We start from the raw sequence: 23,603 nt of genomic DNA on the forward strand, positions 1-23,603 counted from the left end.
CTGCTTTCCAGATATGACCCGGATCGCCATCCGCTCCCATTCCCTCGAACATGCCGACGTGCTGACCGCGGCGGGCCTGCATCCCACGCTGGCCCGCATCCTGTCCGCGCGCGGCGTGCTGCATCCGTCCGAACTGGCCACCGACCTGCCGGAGCTGGTACCGCCGTCGCTGATGAAAGGCATCGGCCACGCCGCCGAATACCTGGCCGATGCGATTGCCGCCCAGCGCAAGCTGCTGATCGTGGCCGACTATGACTGCGACGGCGCCACCGCCTGCGCCGTCGGCGTGCGGGGCCTGCGCATGCTCGGCGCGCGCGTCGACTACATCGTGCCGAACCGCTTCGAATACGGCTATGGCCTGACGCCCGAGATCGTCGAACTGGCCGCGCAGCAGCGGCCCGACGTGATCGTCACCGTCGACAACGGCATCGCCAGCGTCGACGGCGTGGCGGCCGCCAATGCGCGCGGCATCGACGTGGTGGTGACCGATCACCACCTGCCTGGCGCCGTGCTGCCCGATGCCGCCGTGATCGTGAACCCGAACCAGCCCGGTTGCGAATTCCCGAGCAAGAACCTGGCGGGCGTGGGCGTGATGTTCTACGTGCTGCTGGCGCTGCGCGCGGAACTGCGCCGGCGCGACGTCTATACGAAGGAAACGCAGCCGCCGCTACAAACGCTGCTGGACCTGGTGGCGCTGGGCACCGTGGCCGACGTGGTCAAGCTCGACTCGAACAACCGGATTCTGGTGGCACAGGGCCTCAAGCGCATGCGCGCAGGCCGCATGCATCCGGGCGTGGCCGCGCTGTTTCGAGCGGCCGGACGCGAAGCCACGCGCGCCAATACGTTCGACCTTGGATTCGGGCTGGGTCCGCGCCTCAACGCTGCCGGCCGCCTGGCCGACATGTCGCTCGGCATCGAATGCCTGTTGACCGACGATGCCAATCGCGCCTGGGAGATTGCGCAGGAGCTGGATGGCATGAACCGCGAGCGGCGCGATATCGAAGCCGGCATGCAGCAGGAAGCGCTGCAGATCCTGGAGCAACCGCTCGCGGGGCTGGACGTGGCATCGCGCTACACGGTGAGCGTGTTCCACGAGACCTGGCATCAGGGCGTGATCGGTATCGTCGCCTCGCGGCTGAAGGAGAAATTCCATCGCCCGACGATCACGTTCGCGCCGGGCGACGACGAGCATATCAAGGGCTCGGGCCGCTCGATCCCCGGTTTTCACCTGCGCGACGCGCTGGACCTGGTTTCGAAGCGCCACCCTGGCCTGCTGGTGAAGTTCGGCGGCCACGCAATGGCTGCCGGCCTGACCGTGCGCGCCAAGGATTTCGACACTTTTGTCAGCGCCTTCGAAGCGGTGGGCCGTGAATGGCTCAACGAGGAACAGCTGGCGCGCGTGATCGAGACCGATGGCGATATCGAGGATGCCTGCTTCAGCCCCGAATTCGTCACACTGCTCGAAGGCCATGTGTGGGGCCAGGGCTTTCCGCCGCCCACGTTCTCGGGCGAGTTCGAGGTGCTACGTCAGACGGTGCTCAAGGGCAAGCATCTGAAGCTGCAGCTCGGGCGGGGCAGCCAGCGCTTTGATGCGATCTGGTTCAACCATGCCGACGCGCTCGACGGCGCGAGCGCGCTGGTGGCCTACCGGCTCGACAACAACACATTCAACGGCGTGACGCGCGTGCAACTGGTGGTGGAGCACGCGCAGTAGCGCCGGCGGGCTTATCAGCGCGACGGCAGGTAACTTGCCGGATTCACCGGTTTGCCGTTGCCGCGCACCTCGAAATGCAGCTCGCTGGCGCGGCTCATGACGCCGATGTCCTGGCCCGCCGACACGCGGTCGTTTTCCTTGACCAGCAGCCGATCGAGGTTGCCGTACACGGTCAGCCAGTCATCGTTGTGCTTGATGATCACCAGTTGACCGTAGCCGCGCAGCGTGCCGACGTGGATCGCCCAGCCCGCGGCAGCCGCGCGCACCTTGCCACCCGCTGGCACTTCGATGCGCAGGCCCTTTTCCGCTGGCGGAGAAAAGCTGCCGGTGACGCGCCCGTCGGCGGGCCACTGCAGCCGGATGGCGCTGGCGGGAGGCTTCGATGACGGCGTTTCGGGGCTGGCGCTGCGCGCGGGGCCGGCCGATGGCGCCGGCTTGTCGTTGGCCTTGGCGGCCGAAATACCGGCGCCGGCTGGCGGCTTGACACGGATCAGCTGGCCAACTTCGATCTGGCTCGAATCGGAAATGTTGCTCCAGCGCGCCAGTTCGGACACCGAGCGGTTATGGCGCCGCGCGATCGAATACAGCGTATCGCCGCGCTCCACGCGGTAATAGCCTTCGGGCGCCGGCTCGCTCGGGGTGGTGCCGCAGGCGGCCAGCATGGCGGCCACGGAGATGGCGGCCAGACGGCCCAGCGTGCGGCGGCGCGCGCCCTGCTGGCGCAAATCGTCGGGATGGACTGCGTGGATTCCTGTCATGCGTACGGGGAAACTCCTGATCGTGGGCGCTATTGTCGCCGAAGTCACAAGAAAAATCGGCAACCACTCCTAACGAATGTCACGCAATAGACCGTTCGCATGCCGAACAGTTCAGCGAAACCTGCCGGGAATGGGCCAACCGAGGGCGGATTCGGGGCGCCAATCCGCTATAATTCCATGTTTTGCAAGCGCAGAATCTCTGGGAATATCAATGGAAGCAGAACGCCTCAACGCCATCTCCGGTGCCATCTCCGATCTCCGTTCGCGAACGGAAGATCTACGGGGGTATCTTTGACTACGATGTCAAAGAAAACCGCCTAGACGAAGTCAACGGACTCCTGGAAGACCCGGACGTCTGGAACAACCCCAAGCGCGCCCAGGACCTGGGCAAGGAAAAGAAGGCGCTGGAAGCCGTCGTGCAGACGCTCGGCAAGCTCACCGACGACCTTGCCGGCGCGGACGAGCTGTTCGAACTCGCCCGCGAGGAAGGTGACGACGAAACGATGCTGTCGATCGAAACCGACGTGCAGGGTTTCGAGGCCATCGTCGCTGACATGGAATTCCGCCGCATGTTCTCCGGCGAGATGGACCAGGCCAACGCGTTCATCGACATTCAGGCCGGCGCCGGCGGTACCGAGGCGTGCGACTGGGCATCGATGCTGCTGCGCCAGTACCTGAAGTACTGCGAGCGCAAGGGCTTCAAGGCCGAGGTGCTGGAAGAGTCCGAAGGCGACGTGGCCGGTATCAAGAGCGCGACGATCAAGATCGAGGGCGACTACGCATTTGGCTACCTGCGCACCGAAACCGGCGTGCATCGCCTGGTGCGCAAGTCGCCGTTCGATTCGTCGGGCGGCCGCCATACGTCGTTCTCGTCCGTGTTCGTGTACCCCGAGGTGGACGACTCGTTCGAGGTCGAAGTCAACCCGGCCGACCTGCGCGTGGACACGTACCGTGCGTCGGGTGCCGGCGGCCAGCACATCAACAAGACCGATTCGGCCGTGCGGATCACGCACATCCCGACCGGTATTGTCGTGCAGTGCCAGAACGACCGTTCGCAGCACCGCAACCGCGCCGAAGCCATGTCGATGCTGAAGTCGCGCCTGTACGAGCATGAAATGCGCAAGCGCCAGGCCGAGGCCGACAAGCTCGAAGCCGGCAAGACCGATGTGGGCTGGGGTCACCAGATCCGCTCGTACGTGCTGGACCAGAGCCGCATCAAGGACCTGCGTACCAATGTGGAAATGTCGAACACGCAAAAGGTGCTCGACGGCGACCTCGACCCGTTCATCGAGGCCAGCCTGAAACAGGGCCTGTAATACCTGCAAGACCCATGAGCACCGCCACGCCGGCCCTGGCGCCAGCGTGGCGGTGCGACGAAAACCAAGAGTCTCAATCCCCGAAGCCGCCGTCTTACCGAACAGGGTCCTCGCCATGTCCACCGGATCGCCCCGCTCCACTCACCTCTACATCGTCACCGGCGCCTCGCGCGGCCTGGGCGCTGCGCTCGTGCGCACGCTGCTCAAGCCGGGCAACCGCATCATCGGCGTGGCGCGCAGCCGCAACACCGACCTCGAACGCGAAGCCGCGGCCAGCGGCGTGCCGGTGGCCTGGCATCTGCAGGACCTTTCGCAGCCCGGCCCCGCGGCGGGCTGGCTGTCGAGCGTGCTCGAAGCCGTGGACGATGCACCGGCCAGCGTGACGCTGATCCTGAACGCCGGCGTCGTGGAGCCGATCGGGCCAATCACCGAACTGCACGAAAACACGCTGGTGCCGCATCTGCAGACCAACCTGGTCACGCCGATGACGATGACCGGTGCGTTCATCGACGGCTCCGCACGCTTCGATTGCCCGCGCAAGGTGCTGGCCATCTCGTCGGGCGCGGCACGCAACCCGGTGCAAGGATGGAGCGCATACTGCGCCGGCAAGGCTGGCCTGGACATGTTCATCCGCTCGGTCAACGCCGAATACGCGGCCCTGCCCGAAGGACGGGCGGTGCGCGCGGTGGCGCTGGCCCCGGGCGTGGTGGACACGGGCATGCAGGAAACCATCCGTGGCGCCGATTTCGCGCAGGTGCAGCGCTTCCGTGACCTGAAGGCCAATGAACAGCTGGCGTCGCCCGACGAAGTCGCGCAACGCATAGCCGCCTACCTGGACCGCGCCGATTTCGGCAAGACCGAACTCGACGACATCCGCAACTATTGAACCGACCAAATCGTGCGCGGCACCTGCCTCGCGCGAACGAACCTGACATCATGACCGAACCGAACCGCACGCCCGCCGCCGACGCGCCTGCCGTAGACGAGAACAAGATCATCGCCGAGCGGCGCGAGAAGCTGCAGGCCCTGCGCGAGCAAGGCGTAGCCTTCCCGAACGATTTCCGCCCGACGCACCAGGCCGGCGCGCTGCACGCGCAGCATGGCGAGACCGACCAGGCCGCGCTGGAAGCCAGCCCGGTGGAAGTGTCGATCGCCGGCCGCATGATGCTCAAGCGCGTGATGGGCAAGGCCAGCTTTGCCACCGTGCAGGACGGCAGCGGCCAGATCCAGTTCTACATCACGCGCGACAAGGTGGGCGAGGACGTCTACGCCGCCTTCAAGCACTGGGACCTTGGCGACATCATCAGCGCGCGCGGCGAGCTGTTCCGCACCAACAAGGGCGAGCTGTCGGTGCAGGTGCGTGAACTGCGCCTGCTGTCGAAGAGCCTGCGTCCGCTGCCGGACAAGTTCCACGGCCTGGCCGACCAGGAAATGAAGTACCGCCAGCGTTATGTGGACCTGATCGTCTCGCCGGAAACACGCGACACGTTCCGCGCCCGCACCAAGGCCATGTCGTCGCTGCGCCGCCATATGTCCGACGCCGGCTTCATGGAAGTGGAAACGCCGATGCTGCACCCGATTCCGGGCGGCGCGGCGGCCAAGCCGTTCATCACGCACCACAATGCGCTGGACATGCAGATGTTCATGCGCATCGCACCCGAGCTGTACCTGAAGCGCCTGATCGTCGGCGGCTTCGAGCGCGTGTTCGAGATCAACCGCAACTTCCGTAACGAAGGGGTGAGCCCGCGCCACAACCCCGAGTTCACGATGATGGAGTTCTACGCGGCCTACACGGATTACCGCTGGCTGATGGACTTCACCGAAAACCTGATCCGCCAGGCCGCCATCGACGCAAGCGGCAGCGCCGTGCTGACGTACCAGGGCCGCGAGCTGGATCTGAGCCGCCCCTTCCATCGTCTGACGATCTGCCAGGCCATCCAGAAGTTCGCGCCCGAATATACGGATGCGCAACTGGCCAACGCCGACTTCCTGCGCACCGAGCTGAAGGGCAAGTTCAAGATCAACACGGCGGCGCCGCAGTTCCTGAACGCCGGCCTGGGCACGCTGCAACTGGTGCTGTTCGAGGAAACGGCCGAGTCGCAACTGTGGGAGCCGACCTTCATCGTCGACTATCCGGTGGAAGTGTCGCCGCTGGCGCGCGCCTCGGACAACCAGCCGGGCATCACCGAGCGTTTCGAGCTGTTCATCACGGGCCGCGAGATCGCCAACGGTTTCTCGGAGCTGAACGATCCGGAAGACCAGGCCGACCGCTTCCGCAAGCAAGTCGAGCAGAAAGACGCCGGTGACGAGGAAGCGATGTACTTCGACGCCGACTATATCCGCGCGCTCGAATACGGCATGCCCCCGACCGGCGGCTGCGGCATCGGCATCGACCGCCTGGTCATGCTGCTGACCGACAGCCCGAATATCCGCGACGTCATCCTGTTCCCGCACCTGCGTCGCGAAGACTGATAAGCGTGACAAAGTTCTCTCCTCTCTCTCATTGCGGGAGAGGAGAGCGCCTCAAGGTGTTACAGACACCGCGCCACATTGACTCGCATCGGCTGTAATGCATTGATTTTTCGACCGATTTCCAGCAACAGATCCTTACAAAATCAAACGGAAACCGGATCGTAATTCCGCCAGACTCTAGTTATCCACCCTTCACGGGTGACTCGGAGAACAAGAAATGTCTGGTCCGGAAACCCTTCCCGCCCTGCCGCCGCAACGTCGCCTGCACCCACTGGTTGGTGCCGCGGCGGTTGCCATCGTGATTGTGAGCCTGACCGCAGTGGCTGCCGTGACTGGCGTGCTGCCAATCACCAAGGCCAACCAGGGTGCCACAACGGAAGCGTCGTACAACGCGCAACCGCAGCAACCGTATTCCATTCAGGGCATTCCGGGGCCGGAGCCGGTCACGAACCGCGCGCCAGACCAGGCACCGGGATCGACCACGCGACCTCCGTCCTATTACGCACAGCAGGCGCAACCCACGCAACAAGTGCAACAAGCACAGCAGGCACAACAGGCGCAACAGGCGCAGAACGTGGCTCCGCCACCGGCGCAGCCTGCCCGGCAGGCCCAGGCCGATGAACGGTCCGCCGCGCGGCCCAGCCACACTGCGGGCCAAGTGACCGGCGTACAGGTCGTGGAAAGCGAAAAGCCGACCAGCGGGCTTGGTGCCGTGGGTGGCGCGGTCGTTGGCGGCCTGCTCGGCAATCAGATCGGCAGCGGTAACGGCCGAATCCTGGGCACCGTGGCCGGTGCGGCGGCTGGGGGCTTCGGCGGCAACTATGCCGAAAAGAAGCTGAACACGAACAAGTCGTACCGCGTCAGCGTCAAGATGGATGACGGATCGCGCCGGACCTTTACCTATCAAAACCCTCCGGGCGTGGAGGTAGGCCAGCGCGTGCACCTTGAGCGCGGCGTGCTGGTAACGGGCTGATACCTTCGGTAATCAACGGAAATATCGTCCGTTACCAATCACACACACAGGGCCGGCTTTTCGCTGGCCCTTGTTGCTAAGATGGCGCAGCCCCAATGTGCCGGCCATCATCATGCCTTCCCTGCTTTCTATTGCCCTGTCTCGACGCCTGCGCATGCCTGCGCTGCTGCTGAGCGCGGCAGTATGGATTGCGCCGGTGCATGCGCAGGAAGCCCTCATACTGGGCGGTCTGCAACGCACCGACGAGGGTGGAGAAACCAGCTACGGCTACTCCTACAGCTACCAGCACAATCTGGCCGAGAACTGGTACGCCTCGTTCTCGTACCTGAACGAGGGGCATGTCACGAATCATCATCGGGATGGCCATAGCGTCCAGCTCTGGTGGCGCTACCCGTTTGCCGACCGTCGATTCAACCTCGCCATTGGGGCCGGCCCTTATCGATATTTCGATACCACCGACCGCAACGACGATGGCAGCTCCGACGATCATCACGGCTGGGGCCTGCTGGCCAGCGTGGCGGCCACATGGTATGTCAACGGCGGCCCGTGGATGGTGCAGGCCCGCTTTAACCGCGCCCAGACGCCGTCGAGTATCAAGACCAATACGCTGCTGATCGGCGTGGGCTACCAGCTCGACCGGGGCGATCGTGGCGGCCCCGTGGTGCCGCCCCCGTCGCGGACCGACAACGTCACGCAGAACGAAATCACCGTGTTCCTGGGCCAAACCATCGTGAATACGTTCAACTCCGAGACCTCGGTCGCCAAGGCAGTCGAGTACCGCCGCGGCCTGGCCCGCTACGTGTCTGGCACCTTCAGCTACATCAACGAAGGCGAAAGCTCGGCGCTACGCCGCAACGGCCTGGCCGCCCAGCTATGGCTGGAGCGTGCGTTCTTCCGTGATGCGTTGACGCTGGGGGTTGGCGCCGGGCCTTACTACGCGATCGATCTCAGCGAGCACGGGCGCAGCGCTTCGAGCGAGCCGTCGCGCTGGTCCGGACTGCTGACGATGTCCGCAAGCTACCGCATCAGCCAACGCTGGCTTGCGCGCGTGTCGTGGAACCGGACTGTGACCGGTTACGACCGTGACACCGACGTGTTCCTGGCCGGCGTGGGCTATCGGTTCTAACTTCCGCGCCGATCCTTCTGCGCAGGCAATAAAAAAGCACGGCGGATTGCCGTGCTTTTTTTGTGCACTGGGGGACGCGGGCTTACTGCGCTTCCTCGATCCAGGCCTGCTGAATCGCCTCCAGGATCTTCTCGCCCGAGCGCTCGGGCAGATCGCTGAAGCCGTCCAGTTCCAGCACCCACTGGCGCAGCTGGGTAAAGCGGATCGTCACCGGGTCCACGTCGGGAAATTTGTCGTACAGCGCGGCGGCGATATCGAAAGTGTCAGTCCATTTCATGGGGATGTCCTGGCGTGAGGTCTTAGTGACCTTCCTTGGCGTGGTTGATCGTGTACTTCGGAATCTCGACGGTCAGGTCCGTATCGGCAACCAGTGCCTGGCACGACAACCGCGAATTCGGCTCCAGGCCCCAGGCCTTGTCGAGCAGGTCTTCCTCTTTCTCTTCGGCGTCCTCGAGCGAGTTGAAACCCTCGCGCACAACCACGTGGCACGTGGTGCAAGCGCACGATTTTTCGCAAGCGTGCTCGATTTCGATACCGTTCTTCAGCAGCGCGTCGCAAATGCTGGTGCCGGAGCTGGCTTCAAAGACAGCGCCCTCGGGACACAACTCGACGTGGGGCAAAACGATGATCTGTGGCATTTCTATCCTGTTCTCTCTTTGGGTTGCAGCAGCGGCGATCAGCCAAGCTCCTGCACCTTCTTTCCGGCCAGAGCGCTCTTGATGGAGCGGTCCATGCGGCGTGCGGCAAATTCGTCCGTGCCGTGCGACAACTGCTCCACGGCTGCCTTGATCGCGCGATGGTCTTCGCCGCGGGCAATCTCGCTCACCTTGGCGATCAGCGCGTCCACGGCGACACGTTCGTCGGCGGACAGCAGGTCGCCATCGACTTCCAGCGCACGCATGGTGGCCTCGACCAGCCGCTCGGCTTCGACGCGCTCCTCGGCCAATGCGCGACTCTTCATGTCGTGCTCGGCCTCGCGGAAGCTCTCCTGCAGCATGCGCGCGATATCGTCATCGGCCAGACCGTACGACGGCTTGACCGATACCGAAGCTTCCACGCCCGAATTGGTTTCGCGCGCCGCCACCGACAGCAGGCCGTCGGCATCCACCTGGTAAGTCACGCGGATGCGCGCGGCCCCCGCCACCATCGGCGGAATGCCCCGCAACTCGAAGCGCGCCAGCGAGCGGCAGTCGCTGGCCAGCTCGCGCTCGCCCTGCAGCACGTGGATGGCCATCGCCGTCTGGCCATCCTTGAAGGTCGTGAATTCCTGCGCACGCGCCACGGGAATCGTGCTGTTGCGCGGGATGATCTTCTCGACCAGACCACCCATCGTCTCCACGCCCAGCGACAGCGGAATCACGTCGAGCAGCAGCCAGTCCTCGCCAGGCGCGTGATTGCCGGCCAGCAGGTTGGCCTGCATGGCGGCGCCCAGCGCCACGACCTTGTCCGGGTCCAGATTGGTCAGCGGTTGCTGACCGAAATACTCGCCCACGGCCTTGCGGATCGCCGGCATGCGCGTCGCGCCGCCGACCAGAACCACACCCTTCACGTCGTCGGGCGTGACACCGGCATCGCGCAATGCCTTGCGCACCGGGGTCAGCGTCTTCTGAACCAGATTGGCCGTAATCTCGATGAACGTCTGCGCGTCCAGCGGCAGATGAACGATTTCGCCCGTGGTCAGCACCGCGTCGATGACCGTGCTGTCGCTGGCGGAAAGCGCTTCCTTGGCCGCGCGAGCGCGCACCATCAGCAGGCGCGTGTCTTCCGCCGACAGCGGTTGCAAGCTGGCCTGTTCGACGATCCAGCACAGCAGGCGCTGATCGAAGTCGTCGCCGCCCAGCGCGGAGTCGCCACCGGTCGACATCACTTCGAACACACCCTTGGTCAGCTTGAGCACCGAGATGTCGAAGGTGCCGCCACCGAGGTCGTACACGGCGTAGATGCCTTCGGCCGCGTTGTCCAGGCCGTAGGCGATGGCCGCCGCGGTCGGCTCGTTGAGCAGGCGCAGCACGTCGATGCCGGCCAGTTGCGCGGCGTCCTTCGTGGCCTGGCGCTGCGCATCGTCAAAGTATGCGGGCACCGTGATCACGGCGCCGACCAGCTCATCGCCGAGCGAGTCTTCGGCGCGCTGGCGCAGCGTGGCCAGGATCTCGGCCGAGACTTCCACCGGACTCTTGATGCCGGCTACCGTCTTGAGCTGCACCATGCCCGGCGCATCGACAAAGTCGTACGGGCTGTGCTCGATGTTCGTGACGTCACGCAGACCGCGCCCCATGAAACGCTTCACGGAAATGATCGTGTTCTTGGGGTCGCGCACCGCTTCGTCCTGGGCCTTGTAGCCGATATGCGCGTTGCCGCTGGGCAGGTAGCGCACCACCGACGGCAGCAGCGAGCGGCCATCGTCGTCGGGCAGGACTTCGGGAATGCTGTTGCGCACGGCCGCCACCAGCGAGTTGGTGGTGCCAAGGTCGATACCAACGGCCAGCCGGCGCTGATGCGGCGCGGGCGACATGCCGGGTTCGGAAATCTGGAGCAGTGCCATGAGAATCTTCTAATCTTCGAGCCGATCGATCGCCTCGCTGGCGTCGTGTTCGATCTTTTCGATAAACATCAGCTGGCGCGCGGCGGCGCCGGCAGCTTCGTTGTCACCGGCATCGAGCAACGCGCCAAGGGCTGCGTGGCGCTCGCGCTTTTCCTGGCGCAGGTCGCGCAGCAGGTTGTCGAGCTGACCAACGTCACGCGCTTCCGCCGCTTCCTGCAACGCTTCGCGCCATTCCATCTGCTGCATCAGGAACGACGGCGCCATTGCCGTATTGCTTTCGGCCTGGATGTCCACGCCACGCAGATGCAGCAGGTAGATGGCGCGCTTCAGCGGCTGACGCAACGTGCGATAGGCCTCGTTGGCGTGCGCGGCCCACTGCATGGCCACGCGCCGCTCGGCATCGCCGGCATTGGCAAAGCGGTCCGGATGCGCTTGCGACTGGACGGTGCGATAAGCCGCGTCCAACGCGGCATCGTCCACTTCGTATCGGGCAGGTAGTCCAAACAGCGAGAAAAAATCGTCTTTCAAAGCGCGTGTTTCCAAAACAGTCACAACAAAAAGGAGCGGTCATGCCGCCCCTTGTCGTGTTGCCGCCCTCGCATCGGTTGCCGATCCGGGAGCGGCACAGGCCATCAGACCCGGAACGACTCGCCGCAGCCGCACTCGTCCTTGACGTTCGGATTGTTGAACTTGAAGCCTTCGTTCAACCCTTCGCGCGCGAAGTCCAGTTCGGTACCGTCGATGTACGGCAGGCTCTTCGGATCCACGATCACCTTGATGCCATGCGTCTCGAACACCTGGTCCTCCGGGTGCAGCTCGTCCACGTACTCCAGCTTGTACGCCAGGCCCGAGCAGCCGGTAGTCTTCACGCCCACGCGCAGGCCAAGGCCCTTGCCGCGGCGCTCCAGGTAGCGGGAAACGTGTTTCGCCGCCTTTTCGGTCATCGTGATCATCTTTGCCTTGCTGTCGAACGCCACGCGCGATACCGCATCGCGCGCGGCCATGCCAACCTGTCTGACGCGGACTAACCCGCTCAGGCAGCCTTCTGCTCGGCGCCGCCGTGCTTCTTCTTGTAGTCCTCGACGGCCGCCTTGATGGCGTCTTCCGCCAGGATCGAGCAGTGGATCTTCACCGGCGGCAGCGCCAGTTCCTCGGCGATCTGGGTGTTCTTGATCTCCAGCGCCTGATCCACGGTCTTGCCCTTGACCCATTCGGTCACCAGCGACGACGAGGCAATTGCCGAGCCGCAGCCGTAGGTCTTGAACTTGGCGTCTTCGATCACGCCCGACTCATTCACCTTGATCTGCAGCTTCATCACGTCGCCGCAGGCCGGAGCGCCGACCATGCCGGTGCCCACCGCGTCGTCGTTCTTGTCGAACGAACCGACGTTGCGCGGATTTTCATAGTGGTCGAGAACCTTGTTGCTGTAAGACATTTTGGTTACCTCTGACGAATCTTTATGGGGTTCTTGTTTTTGCCGTGGATCGCAATCAGTGCGCGGCCCACTGGATCGAATTCAGGTCGACGCCGTCCTTGAACATTTCCCAGAGCGGCGACAGGTCGCGCAGCTTGCCGATCTTGTTCTTGAGCAGCTCGACGGTGTAGTCGACCTCGGCTTCGGTCGTAAAACGGCCAACCGTGAAGCGGATCGAGCTATGTGCGAGTTCATCATTGCGGCCCAGGGCACGCAACACGTACGAAGGCTCCAGCGACGCCGACGTGCAGGCCGAACCCGACGACACGGCCACATCCTTGATGGCCATGATCAGCGACTCGCCTTCGACGAAGTTGAAGCTGACATTCAGGTTGTGCGGCACGCGGTGTTCCATCGAGCCGTTCAGGTACACCTCTTCCATCGACGACAGGCCGTTCCACAGGCGATCACGCAGCATGCGGATACGCTCATTCTCGGTGGCCATTTCCTCGCGGGCCAAGCGGAATGCTTCGCCCATGCCGACGATCTGATGCGTGGCCAGCGTGCCCGAACGCATACCGCGCTCGTGACCGCCACCATGCATCTGCGCCTCGATACGGATGCGCGGCTTGCGGCGTACGTACAGCGCGCCGATACCCTTCGGGCCATACGTCTTGTGGGCCGAGAACGACATCAGGTCGCACTTCAGCGTGGCCAGGTCGATTGCCACCTTGCCGGTAGCCTGGGCCGCGTCGCAGTGGAAAATGACGCCCTTCTCGCGGCAAATTTCGCCGATCTGCTCGACGTCCTGGATCACGCCGATCTCATTGTTCACCAGCATCACCGACACCAGGATCGTGTCCGGGCGGATCGCCTGCTTGAACACGTCCATGTCGATCAGGCCGTCGTCCTTGACGTCGAGGTAGGTCACCTCAAAGCCCTGGCGCTCCAGCTCACGCGTGGTGTCCAGCACGGCCTTGTGCTCGGTCTTGACGGTGATGATGTGGCGTCCCTTGCCCGAGTAGAAATTGGCCGCGCCCTTGATGGCGAGGTTATTCGACTCGGTGGCACCCGACGTCCAAACGATCTCGCGGGGATCGGCACCCACCAGCGCCGCCACCTGCTCGCGCGCCTCTTCCACGGCGCGCTCGGCGTCCCAGCCATAAGCGTGGCTGCGCGATGCCGGATTGCCAAACTGCTCGCGCAGGTACGGAATCATCTTGTCCGCCACGCGCGGGTCCACCGGCGTGGTGGCCGAGTAATCCATGTAGATCGGGAAATGTGGGGTGGTGCTCATCTTATGACTGCCTTATAGGGATCGCTAATCGCGTACTGCCTACCGATAGTTTAGTGCAGGTAATTCAATCTTGCTTAGGACTGGGCAAGACTGAACACCGAGTTGACCATGCGGGCGCGGGCCGGTTTTTCCTGCTTGTCGGCCTTGCTGCGTGAAACGGTCACCGGCTGCTGCGCGGCGTCTTCGCGCATGTCGTGCAGGACCGCCGGCTGGCGGGCACGCTGCTGGTCAACGAGATTCTTCAACGAGACGGAGTCCAGATATTCGACCATCTTCTGGTTCAGCGTGGCCCACAACTCGTGGGTCATGCAGCGCCCGGATCCGTCGTCTCCGTTACAATTGCCCTTTCCACCGCACTGCGTGGCATCGAGCGGTTCGTCCACGGCGATGATGATGTCCGCCACCGTGACGTCCTCCGCCTTGCGCGCGAGGCTGTACCCGCCGCCCGGGCCGCGTACGCTTTCCACGATCTCGTGCCGGCGCAGCTTGCCAAACAGCTGCTCCAGATACGACAGGGAAATCTTCTGACGCTGACTGATGCCTGCCAGGGTGACAGGACCTTGATCCTGGCGCATGGCCAGGTCGATCATGGCGGTTACCGCAAAGCGGCCTTTGGTGGTCAGTCTCATGATGCTCGGGGAGAGGGAATACTTGAGAATTTCGGTCGAGTTTAAGATATCCCGACTAAATCAGTCAAGTTCCCTGTCCGACAACGCACTATTCCGCCAGCGATAACGATGAATCGGCCGAGCTTAGGACATCGGCCACGAGAAGTGCGCTACATTGATCTTTCGCATGGCAGCGCACGCGGTGCGCGTCACTCCAGCTCACGCCTGAGCATCGCCACGACGCCGTCGCAGGCATCTTCCACGTAATCCAGCACCTGCTCGAAGCCATCGCCTTCACCGTAATACGGATCGGGCACCTCCTCGGCGCGATGACGGGTGGCAAAGCTCATCAGCAGCCGCAGCTTGTCGGGGCTGACCTCGGGATGCAGCCGGCGCAGCGCGGCCATGTTATCGAGGTCCATCGCCAGCACGAGGTCGAACCGGTCGAAATCCGCTACGCCCACCTGGCGTGCGCGCAGTGCGGAGAGGTCGTAACCGCGCCGCAGCGCATGGCGCTGGCTGCGTGCATCGGGAGCACGGCCCACGTGATAGTCATGGGTGCCCGCGGAATCGAGCTCGATCCTGTCGGCCAGTCCGGCGGACTGGAGTTTGGCGCGCAGCACGCCCTCCGCCGTGGGGGAACGGCAGATATTGCCCATGCAACACATCAGGATGGCGTATTTTTTCATCGGCGCGATTTTACCGCCTCGCCTCCGAACGCCGCGTGCGAAATTTCGCTAGAGCCGTTCCGCCAGCTGCTTGCCACGCGCAAAACCGGCAGCCTCGGCGGTTTCAGGCGTCTTGTAGTGTTCCGTCGGCGGGGATGTCTCCACGAGCGTGTCGGCGGCGCGGATATTCGTGCCCTTGCGGCACACCCGCACCGTGTAATCCCATTCGATTGGCGACCGGGGTTTCACCAGCACCTGGATTTCGTGCGTCTCGAAAACCCTCTTCTTCCATTCACTGCTGTAGGACATCAGTGTGTCTCCTGCCGTGCCGGCTGTTTTGGGAGCTCAGCTTACCTCGCCGGCATCAATTGTTCGCATGGCTTCGGCTTCTGCCAAGGCAAGCGCTGCCTCTGGCGTTTCCGCCGAGCCGGTTTCCGTTTCAAATGTCGGCCCGCCGGGCTCGCCAAAGGCATCCGCAATGGTCAGCACCCCGGCAAACCCACCGCCCGCTCGCGGAATCGCGCGGGCCACCACCGCATAACCACCATATTCGAACTGTGTCACCACGGCACACTCCTCTGGTTCGTGATCCGGCGCCCCGCCGCCCGCGGCGGACTGCCTAACCACTATAGGATGCCGTGGCGCACCGTGCCCATTCGGGCCTGCCCGGCTTGCCAGCGCTCAAAGGTGATCGCCTTCCGCGCCCGCGCCGAACACCTGCGCCCGCAGCTTGGCCAGCTGGTCGCGCACCTGCGCGGCCTTTTCGAACTCCAGATTCTTGGCGTGATCGAGCATCTGCTTTTCCAGACGCTTGATCTCCTTGGCCACCTGCTTTTCGCTCATGTCCTCGTATTTGGCGCGCTCGGCCTGCGCGCTCAGCTCCGCCTTGACCTCGTCCGCATCGTAGACACCATCGATGATGTCCTTGATCCGCTTCACCACGCCACGCGGCACGATGCCATTGGCCTCGTTGAACTCCATCTGCCTGGTGCGGCGGCGCTCGGTTTCGCTGATGGCCACCTTCATCGAATCGGTCATCCGGTCCGCGTACAGGATGGCCGTGCCATTGACGTTACGCGCCGCGCGCCCGATGGTCTGGATCAGCGACCGCTCCGCGCGCAGGAAGCCCTCCTTGTCGGCGTCGAGGATCGCAACCAGCGCCACCTCGGGAATATCCAGACCCTCGCGCAGCAGGTTGATCCCGACCAGCACGTCGAACGTGCCCAGGCGCAGGTCGCGGATGATTTCCACCCGCTCGACCGTGTCGATGTCCGAATGCAGGTATCGCACCTTGACGCCATTCTCGGACAGGAACTCGGTCAACTGCTCCGCCATGCGCTTGGTCAGCGTGGTCACCAGCACCCGCTCGTTGACCTGCACGCGCGAATGAATCTCGCTGAGCAGGTCATCCACCTGCGTGGTGGCGGGCCGCACATGGATCACCGGATCGACCAGCCCGGTCGGCCGGACCACCTGCTCCACCACCTGCCCCGCGTGGTCCCGCTCGTACGCGGCGGGGGTAGCCGTCACAAACACCGCCTGCCGCATCTTGCGCTCGTATTCGTCGAACTTGAGCGGCCGGTTGTCCAGCGCCGAGGGCAGGCGAAAACCGTATTCCACCAGCGTGGTCTTGCGCGCGCGGTCACCGTTGTACATGCCGTTCAGCTGGCCGATCAGAACGTGCGATTCATCGAGGAACATCAGCGCATCGGGCGGCAGGTAGTCGACCAGCGTCGGCGGCGGCTCGCCCGGCTTCGCGCCCGACAGGTGCCGCGAATAGTTTTCGATGCCCTTGCAGAAACCAAGCTCCGAGAGCATCTCCAGGTCAAAGCGCGTGCGCTGCTCCAGCCGCTGCGCTTCCACGAGCCGGTTTTCCTTGTAGAAGAAATCCAGCCGCTCGCGCAGTTCGACCTTGATGTCCTCGATCGCGCGCAGCACCGTTTCACGCGGCGTCACGTAGTGGCTCGACGGATAGACGGTGAAGCGCGGAATCTTCTGGCGCACGCGGCCGGTCAGCGGATCGAAGAACTGCAGCGAATCCACCTCGTCGTCGAACAGCTCCACGCGCACGGCCATTTCGGCGTGCTCCGCCGGAAAGATATCGAGGGTGTCGCCACGCACGCGGAAGGAGCCGCGCTGGAAGTCGGTCTCGTTGCGCGTGTACTGCATCGCGATCAGGCGCGCGATGATGTCCCGCTGGCTAAGCTTGTCGCCGGTGCGCAACGTGAGAATCATCTGATGGTATTCGCTTGGATTGCCAATACCGTAGATCGCCGACACCGTCGCCACGATGATCGTGTCCCTGCGCTCCAGCAGGCTCTTGGTAGCCGACAGCCGCATCTGCTCGATATGCTCGTTGATCGACGAGTCTTTTTCGATGAACAGGTCGCGCTGCGGTACGTACGCCTCGGGCTGGTAGTAGTCGTAGTAGCTGACGAAGTACTCGACCGCATTGCGCGGAAAGAACTCACGGAATTCCGAATACAGCTGCGCCGCCAGGGTCTTGTTCGGCGCGAAGACGATTGCCGGCCGTCCCATGCGGGCGATCACATTGGCCATCGTGAACGTCTTGCCTGACCCGGTCACGCCCAGCAGCGTCTGGAATGACAGGCCGTCCTCGACCCCCTCCACCAGTTGGCGGATGGCTTCAGGCTGGTCGCCCGCGGGCGGAAACGGCTGGTAAAGCTGGAACGGCGACCCCGGGAAAGTGACGAATTTATCTTCATCCAGGGGCGGGGCGACTTCAGCGAGATTCGTCATAAACGTAGGGAAAAACCTGAGGAATACTGGCGGGATACGCTAGAATCTTGGGGTTGCGCGGATCGGTTCAAGCCCAGTTTGCCTGAGGCATGCTGTCAGGTTCTGTCAGTAGTGTCAGGAGCCAGCCGCCGCAGCCGCAGCGCAGTTCGAAGCATTCTACGCCCTCCGTTTTGTTACACAGCTGACCACGAGATCCCAAATGAGTTTGTTTTCTGCCGTCGAGATGGCCCCGCGCGACCCGATCCTGGGCCTGAATGAAGCATTCAATGCCGATACCCGTGCCACCAAGGTGAATCTGGGCGTTGGCGTGTACTTCACCGACGAAGGGAAAATTCCGCTGCTGCGCGCTGTGCAGGAAGCCGAAAAGGCCCGCCTGGCCACCGCCACGCCGCGTGGCTACCTGCCCATCGAAGGCATCGCCGCCTACGACCAGGCCGTCCAGACGCTGCTGTTCGGCAAGGATTCGTCGCTGATCGCCGAAGGCCGCGTGGTGACGGCACAGGCACTTGGAGGCACCGGCGCCCTGAAGATCGGCGCCGACTTCCTGAAGCGCCTGTACCCGAACGCATCGGTCGCCATCAGCGATCCGAGCTGGGAAAACCACCGCGCGCTGTTCGAATCCGCCGGCTTCACGGTGGTCAACTACGCCTACTACGACGCGCCTTCGCACGGCCTGAACTTCGCCGGCATGGTGGAATCGCTGAAGTCGTACCCGGCCAACACGATCGTCGTGCTGCACGCCTGCTGCCACAACCCGACCGGCGTGGACCTGAACGACGCCCAGTGGAAGCAGGTGGTGGAACTGGTCAAGGAACGTAACCTGATCCCGTTCCTGGACATGGCATACCAGGGTTTTGCCGACGGCATCGAGCCGGATGGCGCCGCCGTACGCCTGTTCGCCGAGTCGGGCCTGCCGTTCTTCGTGTCCAGCTCGTTCTCGAAGAGCTTCTCGCTGTATGGCGAGCGCGTGGGCGCCCTGTCGATCGTCACCACGGGTAAGGAAGAAGCCCAGCGCGTGATGTCGCAGATCAAGCGTGTCATCCGCACGAACTATTCGAACCCGCCCACCCACGGCGGCACCGTGGTGGCCACCGTGCTGAACAGCCCGGAACTGCGCGCCATGTGGGAGCAGGAACTGGGCGAAATGCGCGACCGCATCAAGCTGATGCGCAATGCGCTGGTGGACAAGCTGGCCGCCAAGGGCGTTCCGGGCGACTTCTCGTTCGTCAAGGCGCAGCGCGGCATGTTCTCGTACTCGGGCCTGACGTCCGCCCAGGTTGACCGCCTGCGCAACGAGCATGGCATCTATGCCGTGGGCACCGGCCGCATCTGCGTGGCTGCGCTGAACAGCCGCAACATCGACGCCGTGGTCAACGCCATCGCCGCCGTGTACTAAAAAGCAACACCTGACCCGCTGTCAGCAGCAAAAGGCGACCCAGAGGCCACTCGGGGCGCCTTTTTTGTTTCTCTCGGCCCCTGTCATCCAGAATTAGCGCCAATGTCCTATTGTCTTCGTCGCCTAACGAAGTAACTTCAAGACATATGCTGCAGAGCACGATCGTTCGATTGCAGGCATAATCGTTGCGCGACAAGCACTCGCGACAAGAAAGGTTAGACAGGTACCGGCATGCTTTACCAACTGCATGAATTCCAGCGCTCGATGCTGAACCCGCTGACCGCGTGGGCCCAGGCGACCGCCAAGACGTTTGTAAATCCCCTCAGCCCCCTCTCGCTGATTCCTGGCGCCCCCAGGATGGCCGCTGGCTACGAGCTGCTTTACCGGCTCGGCAAGGAATACGAGAAACCGGAATTCGGCATCAAGAGCGTCCGCTCCAATGGCCGCGAAATCCCGATTGTCGAGCAGACTGTGCTTGAAAAGCCATTTTGCAAGCTGGTCCGCTTCAAACGGTACGCCGACGATCCCGAGACCATCAAGCTGCTGAAGGACGAGCCGATCGTGCTGGTCTGCGCGCCGCTGTCGGGCCACCATGCCACGCTGCTGCGCGACACCGTGCGGACGCTGCTGCAGGACCACAAGGTCTACGTGACCGACTGGGTCGACGCCCGCATGGTCCCGTCCGAACATGGCGCCTTCCATCTGTCGGACTACATCTACTACATCCAGGAATTCATCCGCCATATCGGCGCGAATAACCTGCATGTGATTTCGGTGTGCCAGCCAACTGTGCCGGTGCTGGCCGCGATCTCGCTGATGGCCTCGGCCGGCGAGAAAACGCCACGCACGATGACGATGATGGGCGGCCCGATCGACGCCCGGAAGAGTCCCACCGCGGTCAACTCGCTGGCGACGAACAAATCGTACGAATGGTTCGAGAACAACGTCATCTACACGGTGCCGGCGAACTATCCGGGCCACGGCCGCAAGGTCTACCCTGGCTTCCTGCAGCACGCAGGCTTCGTGGCGATGAATCCGGACCGCCATCTGTCGTCGCACTATGACTATTATCTGAGCCTGATCGAGGGCGATGCCGACGACGCCGATGCGCACGTGCGCTTCTACGACGAGTACAACGCCGTGCTGGACATGGCAGCGGAGTACTACCTCGACACGATCCGCGAAGTGTTCCAGGAATTCCGCCTGGCCAACGGCACGTGGGAAATCGACGGGAACCCGGTCCGCCCGCAGGACATCAAGAGCACAGCGCTTCTGACGATCGAAGGCGAACTCGACGATATCTCGGGCGCCGGCCAGACCGCGGCCGCGCACGATCTGTGCGCAGGCATCCCGAAGGCCCGCAAGCAACACGTGACCGCTCCCAAATGCGGCCACTACGGGATCTTCTCGGGCCGCCGCTGGCGCGACAATATCTATCCGGAGCTGCGTGACTTCATCCGCAAGCACGAGAAAGCCTGATAGCCCGGACGCTCACGCGCCCAGACCGTAAAAACGAAACGCCCGCGATTCTCGCGGGCGTTTTGCATTTCTGCGCGGCTTGGGGATGCGGACTTAACGGTTTGTCAGGTACGACAGCAGCATATCGGTATGCAGATCGGCAAACCGTGCGTGTTCTTCTTCCGAGGCCACGTCGCGGCCAATAACCGCGCTGATGGTGTACCGGTTGGACAGCACGTAGTAGCCCAGCGCCGAAATCGTCAGGTAAAACTGCGGCACGTCGATATTGTCGCGGAACACGCCCTGCTTCTGTCCGCGCCGAATGATCTCCGCAAGCACATCCACCACGGGATTGATCAGCTGATGCAATTGCGCCGACTTCTTCAGATGGCGCGCCTCGTGCAGGTTCTCGCTGTTCACCAGCCGGATGAACTCCGGGTGCGCGTAGTACCAGTCCCAGACAAAGCGTGCCAGCGTGCGAACCCCTGCCACTGGGTCTTCGTCGGTGATATGCAGCTGCTCCTCGGCCGCGCGAAATTCGGCGTACTGTTTTTCAAGCACGGCCAGGAACAGGCCCTCCTTGCTGCCGTAGTAGTAATACAGCATGCGTTCGTTGGTCTCGGCGCGTCGCGCGATCTGGTCGACGCGTGCGCCGGCCAGTCCGCCCTTGGCAAATTCCTCGGTGGCGGCGGCCATGATGCGCCGGCGCGTGCCTTCAGGATCCCGCTTGGTTTTTGGCTCGTTCGACATGAATATCTGATCTGTCAGTTGCGCGGATTATGGCACAGCCCGTCACCCGGAATCAGGCTCCCGTCCCATACGGGTGACGCGGCATGATCGCCTTTTCTGCACCGCCGCGAAATCGGGGATAATCCTTGCCGCGCACACGTCCACAGAGGCGTGCCAGACGCCAGTCGTCCCCCGATTTCTCATTTGCAGTTGTGCAGTCGTGACCAGTTCCCTCTCATCCCCTGCCGGCGGCGTCAGCCTGGCAGACCGCCTTGAAGCCCTGCTGCCCCAAACCCAGTGCACCAAATGCGGGTTCGACGGCTGCCGGCCGTATGCCGAAGCCCTGGCTGCGGGCGAGGCGGCAAGCAACCGCTGCCCGCCGGGCGGCGCCGAGGGCACTGTCCGGCTGTCCGCCTTGCTGAACGTCGCACCGCAGCCGCTCGATCCCGAGCGCGGCACGGAACAACCGCGCGCGGTGGCCCGCATCGATGAATCGCTGTGCATCGGCTGCACGCTCTGCATCCAGGCCTGCCCGGTCGATGCCATCGTCGGCGCGCCCAAGCAGATGCACACCGTGCTGCCCGACTGGTGCACCGGCTGCGACCTTTGCGTGGCCCCCTGCCCGGTCGACTGCATCGACATGATCCCGGTCACCGGCGAAAAGACCGGCTGGGCCGCATGGTCCCAGGAACACGCCGACGCCGCGCGCAATCGCTACGTATTGCACAAGGCCCGCCTGGTGCGCGAGCGCGAGGAAAACGATGCGCGCCTGGCGGCCAAGGCCGCAGCCAAGCTCGAAGCGTTGCAAGCGGAGAATGCCGCCAGTGAAGCGGAACAGGCTGCCCAGGCACGCAAGAAAGCCATCATCCAGGCCGCTATCGAACGCGCGCGCCAGAAGGCGGCCGCCGTCCAGCCGCGCAACACCGAGGACGTTTCGCCGGCAGTGCAGGCCCAGATCGATGCCGCCGAAGCGCGCCGTGCAAAGCTCGGCCTTACAGACAAGCCCGACCAGAACGATAACAGCGACAACGACGATTCCCAGTCATGAATCCTGCGAAGCGCCTTGCCATCTTCGAGACCTTGCGTGAGGTCAATCCGAATCCGGAGACTGAGCTGGAGTACAGCTCGCCATTCGAATTGCTGATTGCGGTGCTGCTTTCCGCCCAAGCGACGGACGTGGGCGTGAACAAGGCCACACGCAAGCTGTATCCCGTGGCCCATACCCCGCAGCAGATCCTGGATCTCGGTGAAGCCGGGTTGATCGAATACATCAAGACGATCGGCCTGTACAAGACCAAGGCCAAGCATGTGATGGAGACCTGCCGCATCCTCGTGGAGCAGCATGGAGGCAAGGTGCCGCCCGTGCGCGAGGCACTCGAAGCGCTGCCGGGCGTGGGTCGAAAGACCGCCAACGTAGTGCTCAACGTGGCGTTCGGCCAGCCGACGATTGCCGTCGACACGCATATCTTTCGCGTGGCAAACCGCACCGGCCTGGCGCCGGGCAAGAACCCCGACGCCGTCGAGCAGAAGCTGCTGAAGGTGACGCCGACCGAGTTCCTGCACGATGCGCACCACTGGCTGATTCTGCATGGCCGCTACGTCTGCAAGGCGCGCAAGCCCGAATGCTGGCATTGCGCCATCGAGCCGCTCTGCGAATTCAAGCCGAAGACGCCGGCCCCGAATGTCTGATTGCGCTAGTCCTGCCTGAGTACCAGCGCAAGCTGAAGCGCGGTGCGCGCCACGGTATCGACGTCGGGTGCATAGCCACTGCGAATCCAGTACAGCGCCACATGCACCACCCCGCCGGCCACGCCGGCGGCCAGCATCGGATCGACGGGCGTGCCGGGCCGCATCAGTGTCCGGGCCAGTAGCGCACCGAAGTCGCAGAGGGACACCGCCAGCGCCTCATCCACGAGCTTGCTGACCCCACGGATTTCCACCAGGAACACGCGCGCCGAGCGCGGCTCGCATTGCAGCGCGCCAAAATAGGCCCGCAACATGGCCAGCGCGCGATGTTCGCCATCGCCACCGGCCTCCTCTCCTGCTCGCACCAGCGTTTGAAGCAACCGGTGTGTGACCGTTTCATACGATGCCAGCAGCAATGCCTCGCTGTTGGCGAACGATTCATAGAAATAGCGCTCGGTCAGGCCGGCGGCCTCGCACACGGCCTTGACCGTGGCGTTCTGATAACCCCGCTCGCCGTAGACCTGCACGGCGGCGGCAATCAACTGCTCGCGCCGCTGGGCGCGGCGTTCTTCGGCTTCGGCGCCACGGTAGCGGCGGGCGGGAGATAGCTCGGTGGTCATGGCGGCCATTATGACATTCCCTATTGTCAGATGGCTTCTGACAACCTATGTTGTCAGAATACCAAC

General features: G+C 63.5%; 25 protein-coding genes. 10 read left to right on the forward strand and 15 right to left on the reverse strand.

The genetic code is table 11. From position 1 onward, the window contains the following. The first annotated feature begins 13 nt into the window (after positions 1–13). Positions 14–1,714 (forward strand): single-stranded-DNA-specific exonuclease RecJ, encoded by a 1,701-nt coding sequence (gene recJ / locus AC3FLX_RS22300; protein ID WP_488699494.1) that lies wholly within the window; start codon positions 14–16, stop codon positions 1,712–1,714. Positions 1,715–1,728: 14 nt separating this feature from the next. Here the strand turns inward: recJ and AC3FLX_RS22305 are convergent, their stop codons facing one another. After that, complete coding sequence (locus AC3FLX_RS22305; RefSeq protein WP_488699495.1) at positions 1,729–2,472, reverse strand: peptidoglycan DD-metalloendopeptidase family protein; 744 nt, start codon at positions 2,470–2,472, stop codon at positions 1,729–1,731. Positions 2,473–2,683: 211 nt separating this feature from the next. On the opposite strand from AC3FLX_RS22305, the gene prfB reads away from it, so the two are divergent. The 5 genes from prfB (at position 2,684) to AC3FLX_RS22330 (ending at position 8,359) form a co-directional block, all read left to right on the forward strand. Then, positions 2,684–3,788, forward strand: a protein-coding gene (gene prfB / locus AC3FLX_RS22310; RefSeq protein ID WP_488699496.1) for a peptide chain release factor 2 whose coding sequence is annotated in 2 segments (ribosomal slippage) — positions 2,684–2,764 and positions 2,766–3,788 — 1,104 coding nt in all. Because the reading frame shifts where the segments join, the coding sequence is not laid out codon by codon here. A 115-nt stretch (positions 3,789–3,903) separates the two neighbouring features. Further along, positions 3,904–4,674: an SDR family oxidoreductase gene (locus AC3FLX_RS22315; protein ID WP_488699497.1), complete on the forward strand. Its 771-nt coding sequence runs from the start codon at positions 3,904–3,906 to the stop codon at positions 4,672–4,674. Positions 4,675–4,724: 50 nt separating this feature from the next. Then, positions 4,725–6,260: a lysine--tRNA ligase gene (gene lysS / locus AC3FLX_RS22320; RefSeq protein WP_488699498.1), complete on the forward strand. Its 1,536-nt coding sequence runs from the start codon at positions 4,725–4,727 to the stop codon at positions 6,258–6,260. Between the two features lie 217 nt (positions 6,261–6,477). Then, entirely contained in the window at positions 6,478–7,233 is a 756-nt protein-coding gene (locus AC3FLX_RS22325; RefSeq protein ID WP_488699499.1) for a glycine zipper 2TM domain-containing protein, read from the forward strand. A 112-nt stretch (positions 7,234–7,345) separates the two neighbouring features. Beyond that, positions 7,346–8,359, forward strand: coding sequence for a hypothetical protein (locus tag AC3FLX_RS22330; RefSeq protein WP_488699500.1), 1,014 nt, complete (start codon positions 7,346–7,348; stop codon positions 8,357–8,359). 82 nt (positions 8,360–8,441) lie between these two features. Here the strand turns inward: AC3FLX_RS22330 and iscX are convergent, their stop codons facing one another. The 12 genes from iscX to uvrB form a co-directional block, all read right to left on the reverse strand. Beyond that, positions 8,442–8,636 carry a Fe-S cluster assembly protein IscX gene (gene iscX / locus AC3FLX_RS22335; RefSeq protein ID WP_488699501.1) on the reverse strand — a complete coding sequence of 65 codons (195 nt, stop codon included), beginning with the start codon at positions 8,634–8,636 and terminating at the stop codon, positions 8,442–8,444. Positions 8,637–8,658: 22 nt separating this feature from the next. After that, positions 8,659–8,997 (reverse strand): ISC system 2Fe-2S type ferredoxin, encoded by a 339-nt coding sequence (fdx, locus tag AC3FLX_RS22340; RefSeq protein WP_488699502.1) that lies wholly within the window; start codon positions 8,995–8,997, stop codon positions 8,659–8,661. 38 nt (positions 8,998–9,035) lie between these two features. Continuing rightward, positions 9,036–10,901 (reverse strand): Fe-S protein assembly chaperone HscA, encoded by a 1,866-nt coding sequence (gene hscA, locus AC3FLX_RS22345; RefSeq protein ID WP_488699503.1) that lies wholly within the window; start codon positions 10,899–10,901, stop codon positions 9,036–9,038. A 9-nt stretch (positions 10,902–10,910) separates the two neighbouring features. After that, complete coding sequence (hscB, locus tag AC3FLX_RS22350; protein ID WP_488699504.1) at positions 10,911–11,429, reverse strand: Fe-S protein assembly co-chaperone HscB; 519 nt, start codon at positions 11,427–11,429, stop codon at positions 10,911–10,913. A 104-nt stretch (positions 11,430–11,533) separates the two neighbouring features. After that, positions 11,534–11,854: an iron-sulfur cluster assembly protein IscA gene (gene iscA / locus AC3FLX_RS22355; RefSeq protein ID WP_101682131.1), complete on the reverse strand. Its 321-nt coding sequence runs from the start codon at positions 11,852–11,854 to the stop codon at positions 11,534–11,536. 80 nt (positions 11,855–11,934) lie between these two features. Beyond that, on the reverse strand, positions 11,935–12,336 hold the full coding sequence (gene iscU / locus AC3FLX_RS22360) for a Fe-S cluster assembly scaffold IscU (protein WP_488699505.1): 402 nt from the start codon (positions 12,334–12,336) through the stop codon (positions 11,935–11,937). Between the two features lie 55 nt (positions 12,337–12,391). Beyond that, positions 12,392–13,612: an IscS subfamily cysteine desulfurase gene (locus AC3FLX_RS22365; RefSeq protein ID WP_488699506.1), complete on the reverse strand. Its 1,221-nt coding sequence runs from the start codon at positions 13,610–13,612 to the stop codon at positions 12,392–12,394. A gap of 74 nt (positions 13,613–13,686) precedes the next feature. Then, entirely contained in the window at positions 13,687–14,241 is a 555-nt protein-coding gene (gene iscR / locus AC3FLX_RS22370) for a Fe-S cluster assembly transcriptional regulator IscR (RefSeq protein ID WP_488699507.1), read from the reverse strand. A 188-nt stretch (positions 14,242–14,429) separates the two neighbouring features. Next, on the reverse strand, positions 14,430–14,909 hold the full coding sequence (locus tag AC3FLX_RS22375; protein WP_488699508.1) for a low molecular weight protein-tyrosine-phosphatase: 480 nt from the start codon (positions 14,907–14,909) through the stop codon (positions 14,430–14,432). Between the two features lie 48 nt (positions 14,910–14,957). Continuing rightward, entirely contained in the window at positions 14,958–15,197 is a 240-nt protein-coding gene (locus AC3FLX_RS22380) for a hypothetical protein (RefSeq protein WP_488699509.1), read from the reverse strand. 36 nt (positions 15,198–15,233) lie between these two features. Beyond that, positions 15,234–15,455: a hypothetical protein gene (locus AC3FLX_RS22385; RefSeq protein WP_488699510.1), complete on the reverse strand. Its 222-nt coding sequence runs from the start codon at positions 15,453–15,455 to the stop codon at positions 15,234–15,236. Between the two features lie 114 nt (positions 15,456–15,569). Further along, entirely contained in the window at positions 15,570–17,648 is a 2,079-nt protein-coding gene (gene uvrB, locus AC3FLX_RS22390) for an excinuclease ABC subunit UvrB (RefSeq protein WP_488699511.1), read from the reverse strand. A 199-nt stretch (positions 17,649–17,847) separates the two neighbouring features. On the opposite strand from uvrB, the gene AC3FLX_RS22395 reads away from it, so the two are divergent. Together AC3FLX_RS22395 and AC3FLX_RS22400 are read left to right on the forward strand one after the other, a co-directional pair. Continuing rightward, positions 17,848–19,044 carry an amino acid aminotransferase gene (locus AC3FLX_RS22395; RefSeq protein WP_488699512.1) on the forward strand — a complete coding sequence of 399 codons (1,197 nt, stop codon included), beginning with the start codon at positions 17,848–17,850 and terminating at the stop codon, positions 19,042–19,044. A gap of 231 nt (positions 19,045–19,275) precedes the next feature. After that, positions 19,276–20,523, forward strand: coding sequence for a polyhydroxyalkanoate depolymerase (locus AC3FLX_RS22400; protein WP_488699513.1), 1,248 nt, complete (start codon positions 19,276–19,278; stop codon positions 20,521–20,523). A gap of 93 nt (positions 20,524–20,616) precedes the next feature. Here the strand turns inward: AC3FLX_RS22400 and AC3FLX_RS22405 are convergent, their stop codons facing one another. Continuing rightward, positions 20,617–21,252: a TetR/AcrR family transcriptional regulator gene (locus AC3FLX_RS22405; RefSeq protein WP_488699514.1), complete on the reverse strand. Its 636-nt coding sequence runs from the start codon at positions 21,250–21,252 to the stop codon at positions 20,617–20,619. A gap of 199 nt (positions 21,253–21,451) precedes the next feature. On the opposite strand from AC3FLX_RS22405, the gene rsxB reads away from it, so the two are divergent. Beyond that, entirely contained in the window at positions 21,452–22,279 is an 828-nt protein-coding gene (gene rsxB / locus AC3FLX_RS22410) for an electron transport complex subunit RsxB (protein WP_488699515.1), read from the forward strand. Continuing rightward, on the forward strand, positions 22,276–22,920 hold the full coding sequence (gene nth, locus AC3FLX_RS22415; protein WP_488699516.1) for an endonuclease III: 645 nt from the start codon (positions 22,276–22,278) through the stop codon (positions 22,918–22,920). Before rsxB ends, nth begins: the two co-directional genes overlap by 4 nt. Before the next feature lie 5 nt (positions 22,921–22,925). On the opposite strand, the gene AC3FLX_RS22420 is transcribed toward nth, so the two are convergent. Beyond that, complete coding sequence (locus AC3FLX_RS22420; protein ID WP_488699517.1) at positions 22,926–23,546, reverse strand: TetR/AcrR family transcriptional regulator; 621 nt, start codon at positions 23,544–23,546, stop codon at positions 22,926–22,928. Positions 23,547–23,603: the final 57 nt, after the last annotated feature.

Source organism: Cupriavidus sp. 291-E7 (assembly GCF_057798835.1).

Coding starts and splice junctions, on each gene's coding strand:
- recJ (WP_488699494.1), top strand. CDS start 14: ATGACCCGGATCGCCATCCGCTCCCATTCCCTCGAACATGCCGACGTG.
- AC3FLX_RS22305 (WP_488699495.1), bottom strand. CDS start 2,472: ATGACAGGAATCCACGCAGTCCATCCCGACGATTTGCGCCAGCAGGGC.
- AC3FLX_RS22315 (WP_488699497.1), top strand. CDS start 3,904: ATGTCCACCGGATCGCCCCGCTCCACTCACCTCTACATCGTCACCGGC.
- lysS (WP_488699498.1), top strand. CDS start 4,725: ATGACCGAACCGAACCGCACGCCCGCCGCCGACGCGCCTGCCGTAGAC.
- AC3FLX_RS22325 (WP_488699499.1), top strand. CDS start 6,478: ATGTCTGGTCCGGAAACCCTTCCCGCCCTGCCGCCGCAACGTCGCCTG.
- AC3FLX_RS22330 (WP_488699500.1), top strand. CDS start 7,346: ATGCCTTCCCTGCTTTCTATTGCCCTGTCTCGACGCCTGCGCATGCCT.
- iscX (WP_488699501.1), bottom strand. CDS start 8,636: ATGAAATGGACTGACACTTTCGATATCGCCGCCGCGCTGTACGACAAA.
- fdx (WP_488699502.1), bottom strand. CDS start 8,997: ATGCCACAGATCATCGTTTTGCCCCACGTCGAGTTGTGTCCCGAGGGC.
- hscA (WP_488699503.1), bottom strand. CDS start 10,901: ATGGCACTGCTCCAGATTTCCGAACCCGGCATGTCGCCCGCGCCGCAT.
- iscA (WP_101682131.1), bottom strand. CDS start 11,854: ATGATCACGATGACCGAAAAGGCGGCGAAACACGTTTCCCGCTACCTG.
- iscU (WP_488699505.1), bottom strand. CDS start 12,336: ATGTCTTACAGCAACAAGGTTCTCGACCACTATGAAAATCCGCGCAAC.
- AC3FLX_RS22365 (WP_488699506.1), bottom strand. CDS start 13,612: ATGAGCACCACCCCACATTTCCCGATCTACATGGATTACTCGGCCACC.
- iscR (WP_488699507.1), bottom strand. CDS start 14,241: ATGAGACTGACCACCAAAGGCCGCTTTGCGGTAACCGCCATGATCGAC.
- AC3FLX_RS22375 (WP_488699508.1), bottom strand. CDS start 14,909: ATGAAAAAATACGCCATCCTGATGTGTTGCATGGGCAATATCTGCCGT.
- AC3FLX_RS22380 (WP_488699509.1), bottom strand. CDS start 15,197: ATGTCCTACAGCAGTGAATGGAAGAAGAGGGTTTTCGAGACGCACGAA.
- uvrB (WP_488699511.1), bottom strand. CDS start 17,648: ATGACGAATCTCGCTGAAGTCGCCCCGCCCCTGGATGAAGATAAATTC.
- AC3FLX_RS22395 (WP_488699512.1), top strand. CDS start 17,848: ATGAGTTTGTTTTCTGCCGTCGAGATGGCCCCGCGCGACCCGATCCTG.
- AC3FLX_RS22400 (WP_488699513.1), top strand. CDS start 19,276: ATGCTTTACCAACTGCATGAATTCCAGCGCTCGATGCTGAACCCGCTG.
- AC3FLX_RS22405 (WP_488699514.1), bottom strand. CDS start 21,252: ATGTCGAACGAGCCAAAAACCAAGCGGGATCCTGAAGGCACGCGCCGG.
- nth (WP_488699516.1), top strand. CDS start 22,276: ATGAATCCTGCGAAGCGCCTTGCCATCTTCGAGACCTTGCGTGAGGTC.
- AC3FLX_RS22420 (WP_488699517.1), bottom strand. CDS start 23,546: ATGGCCGCCATGACCACCGAGCTATCTCCCGCCCGCCGCTACCGTGGC.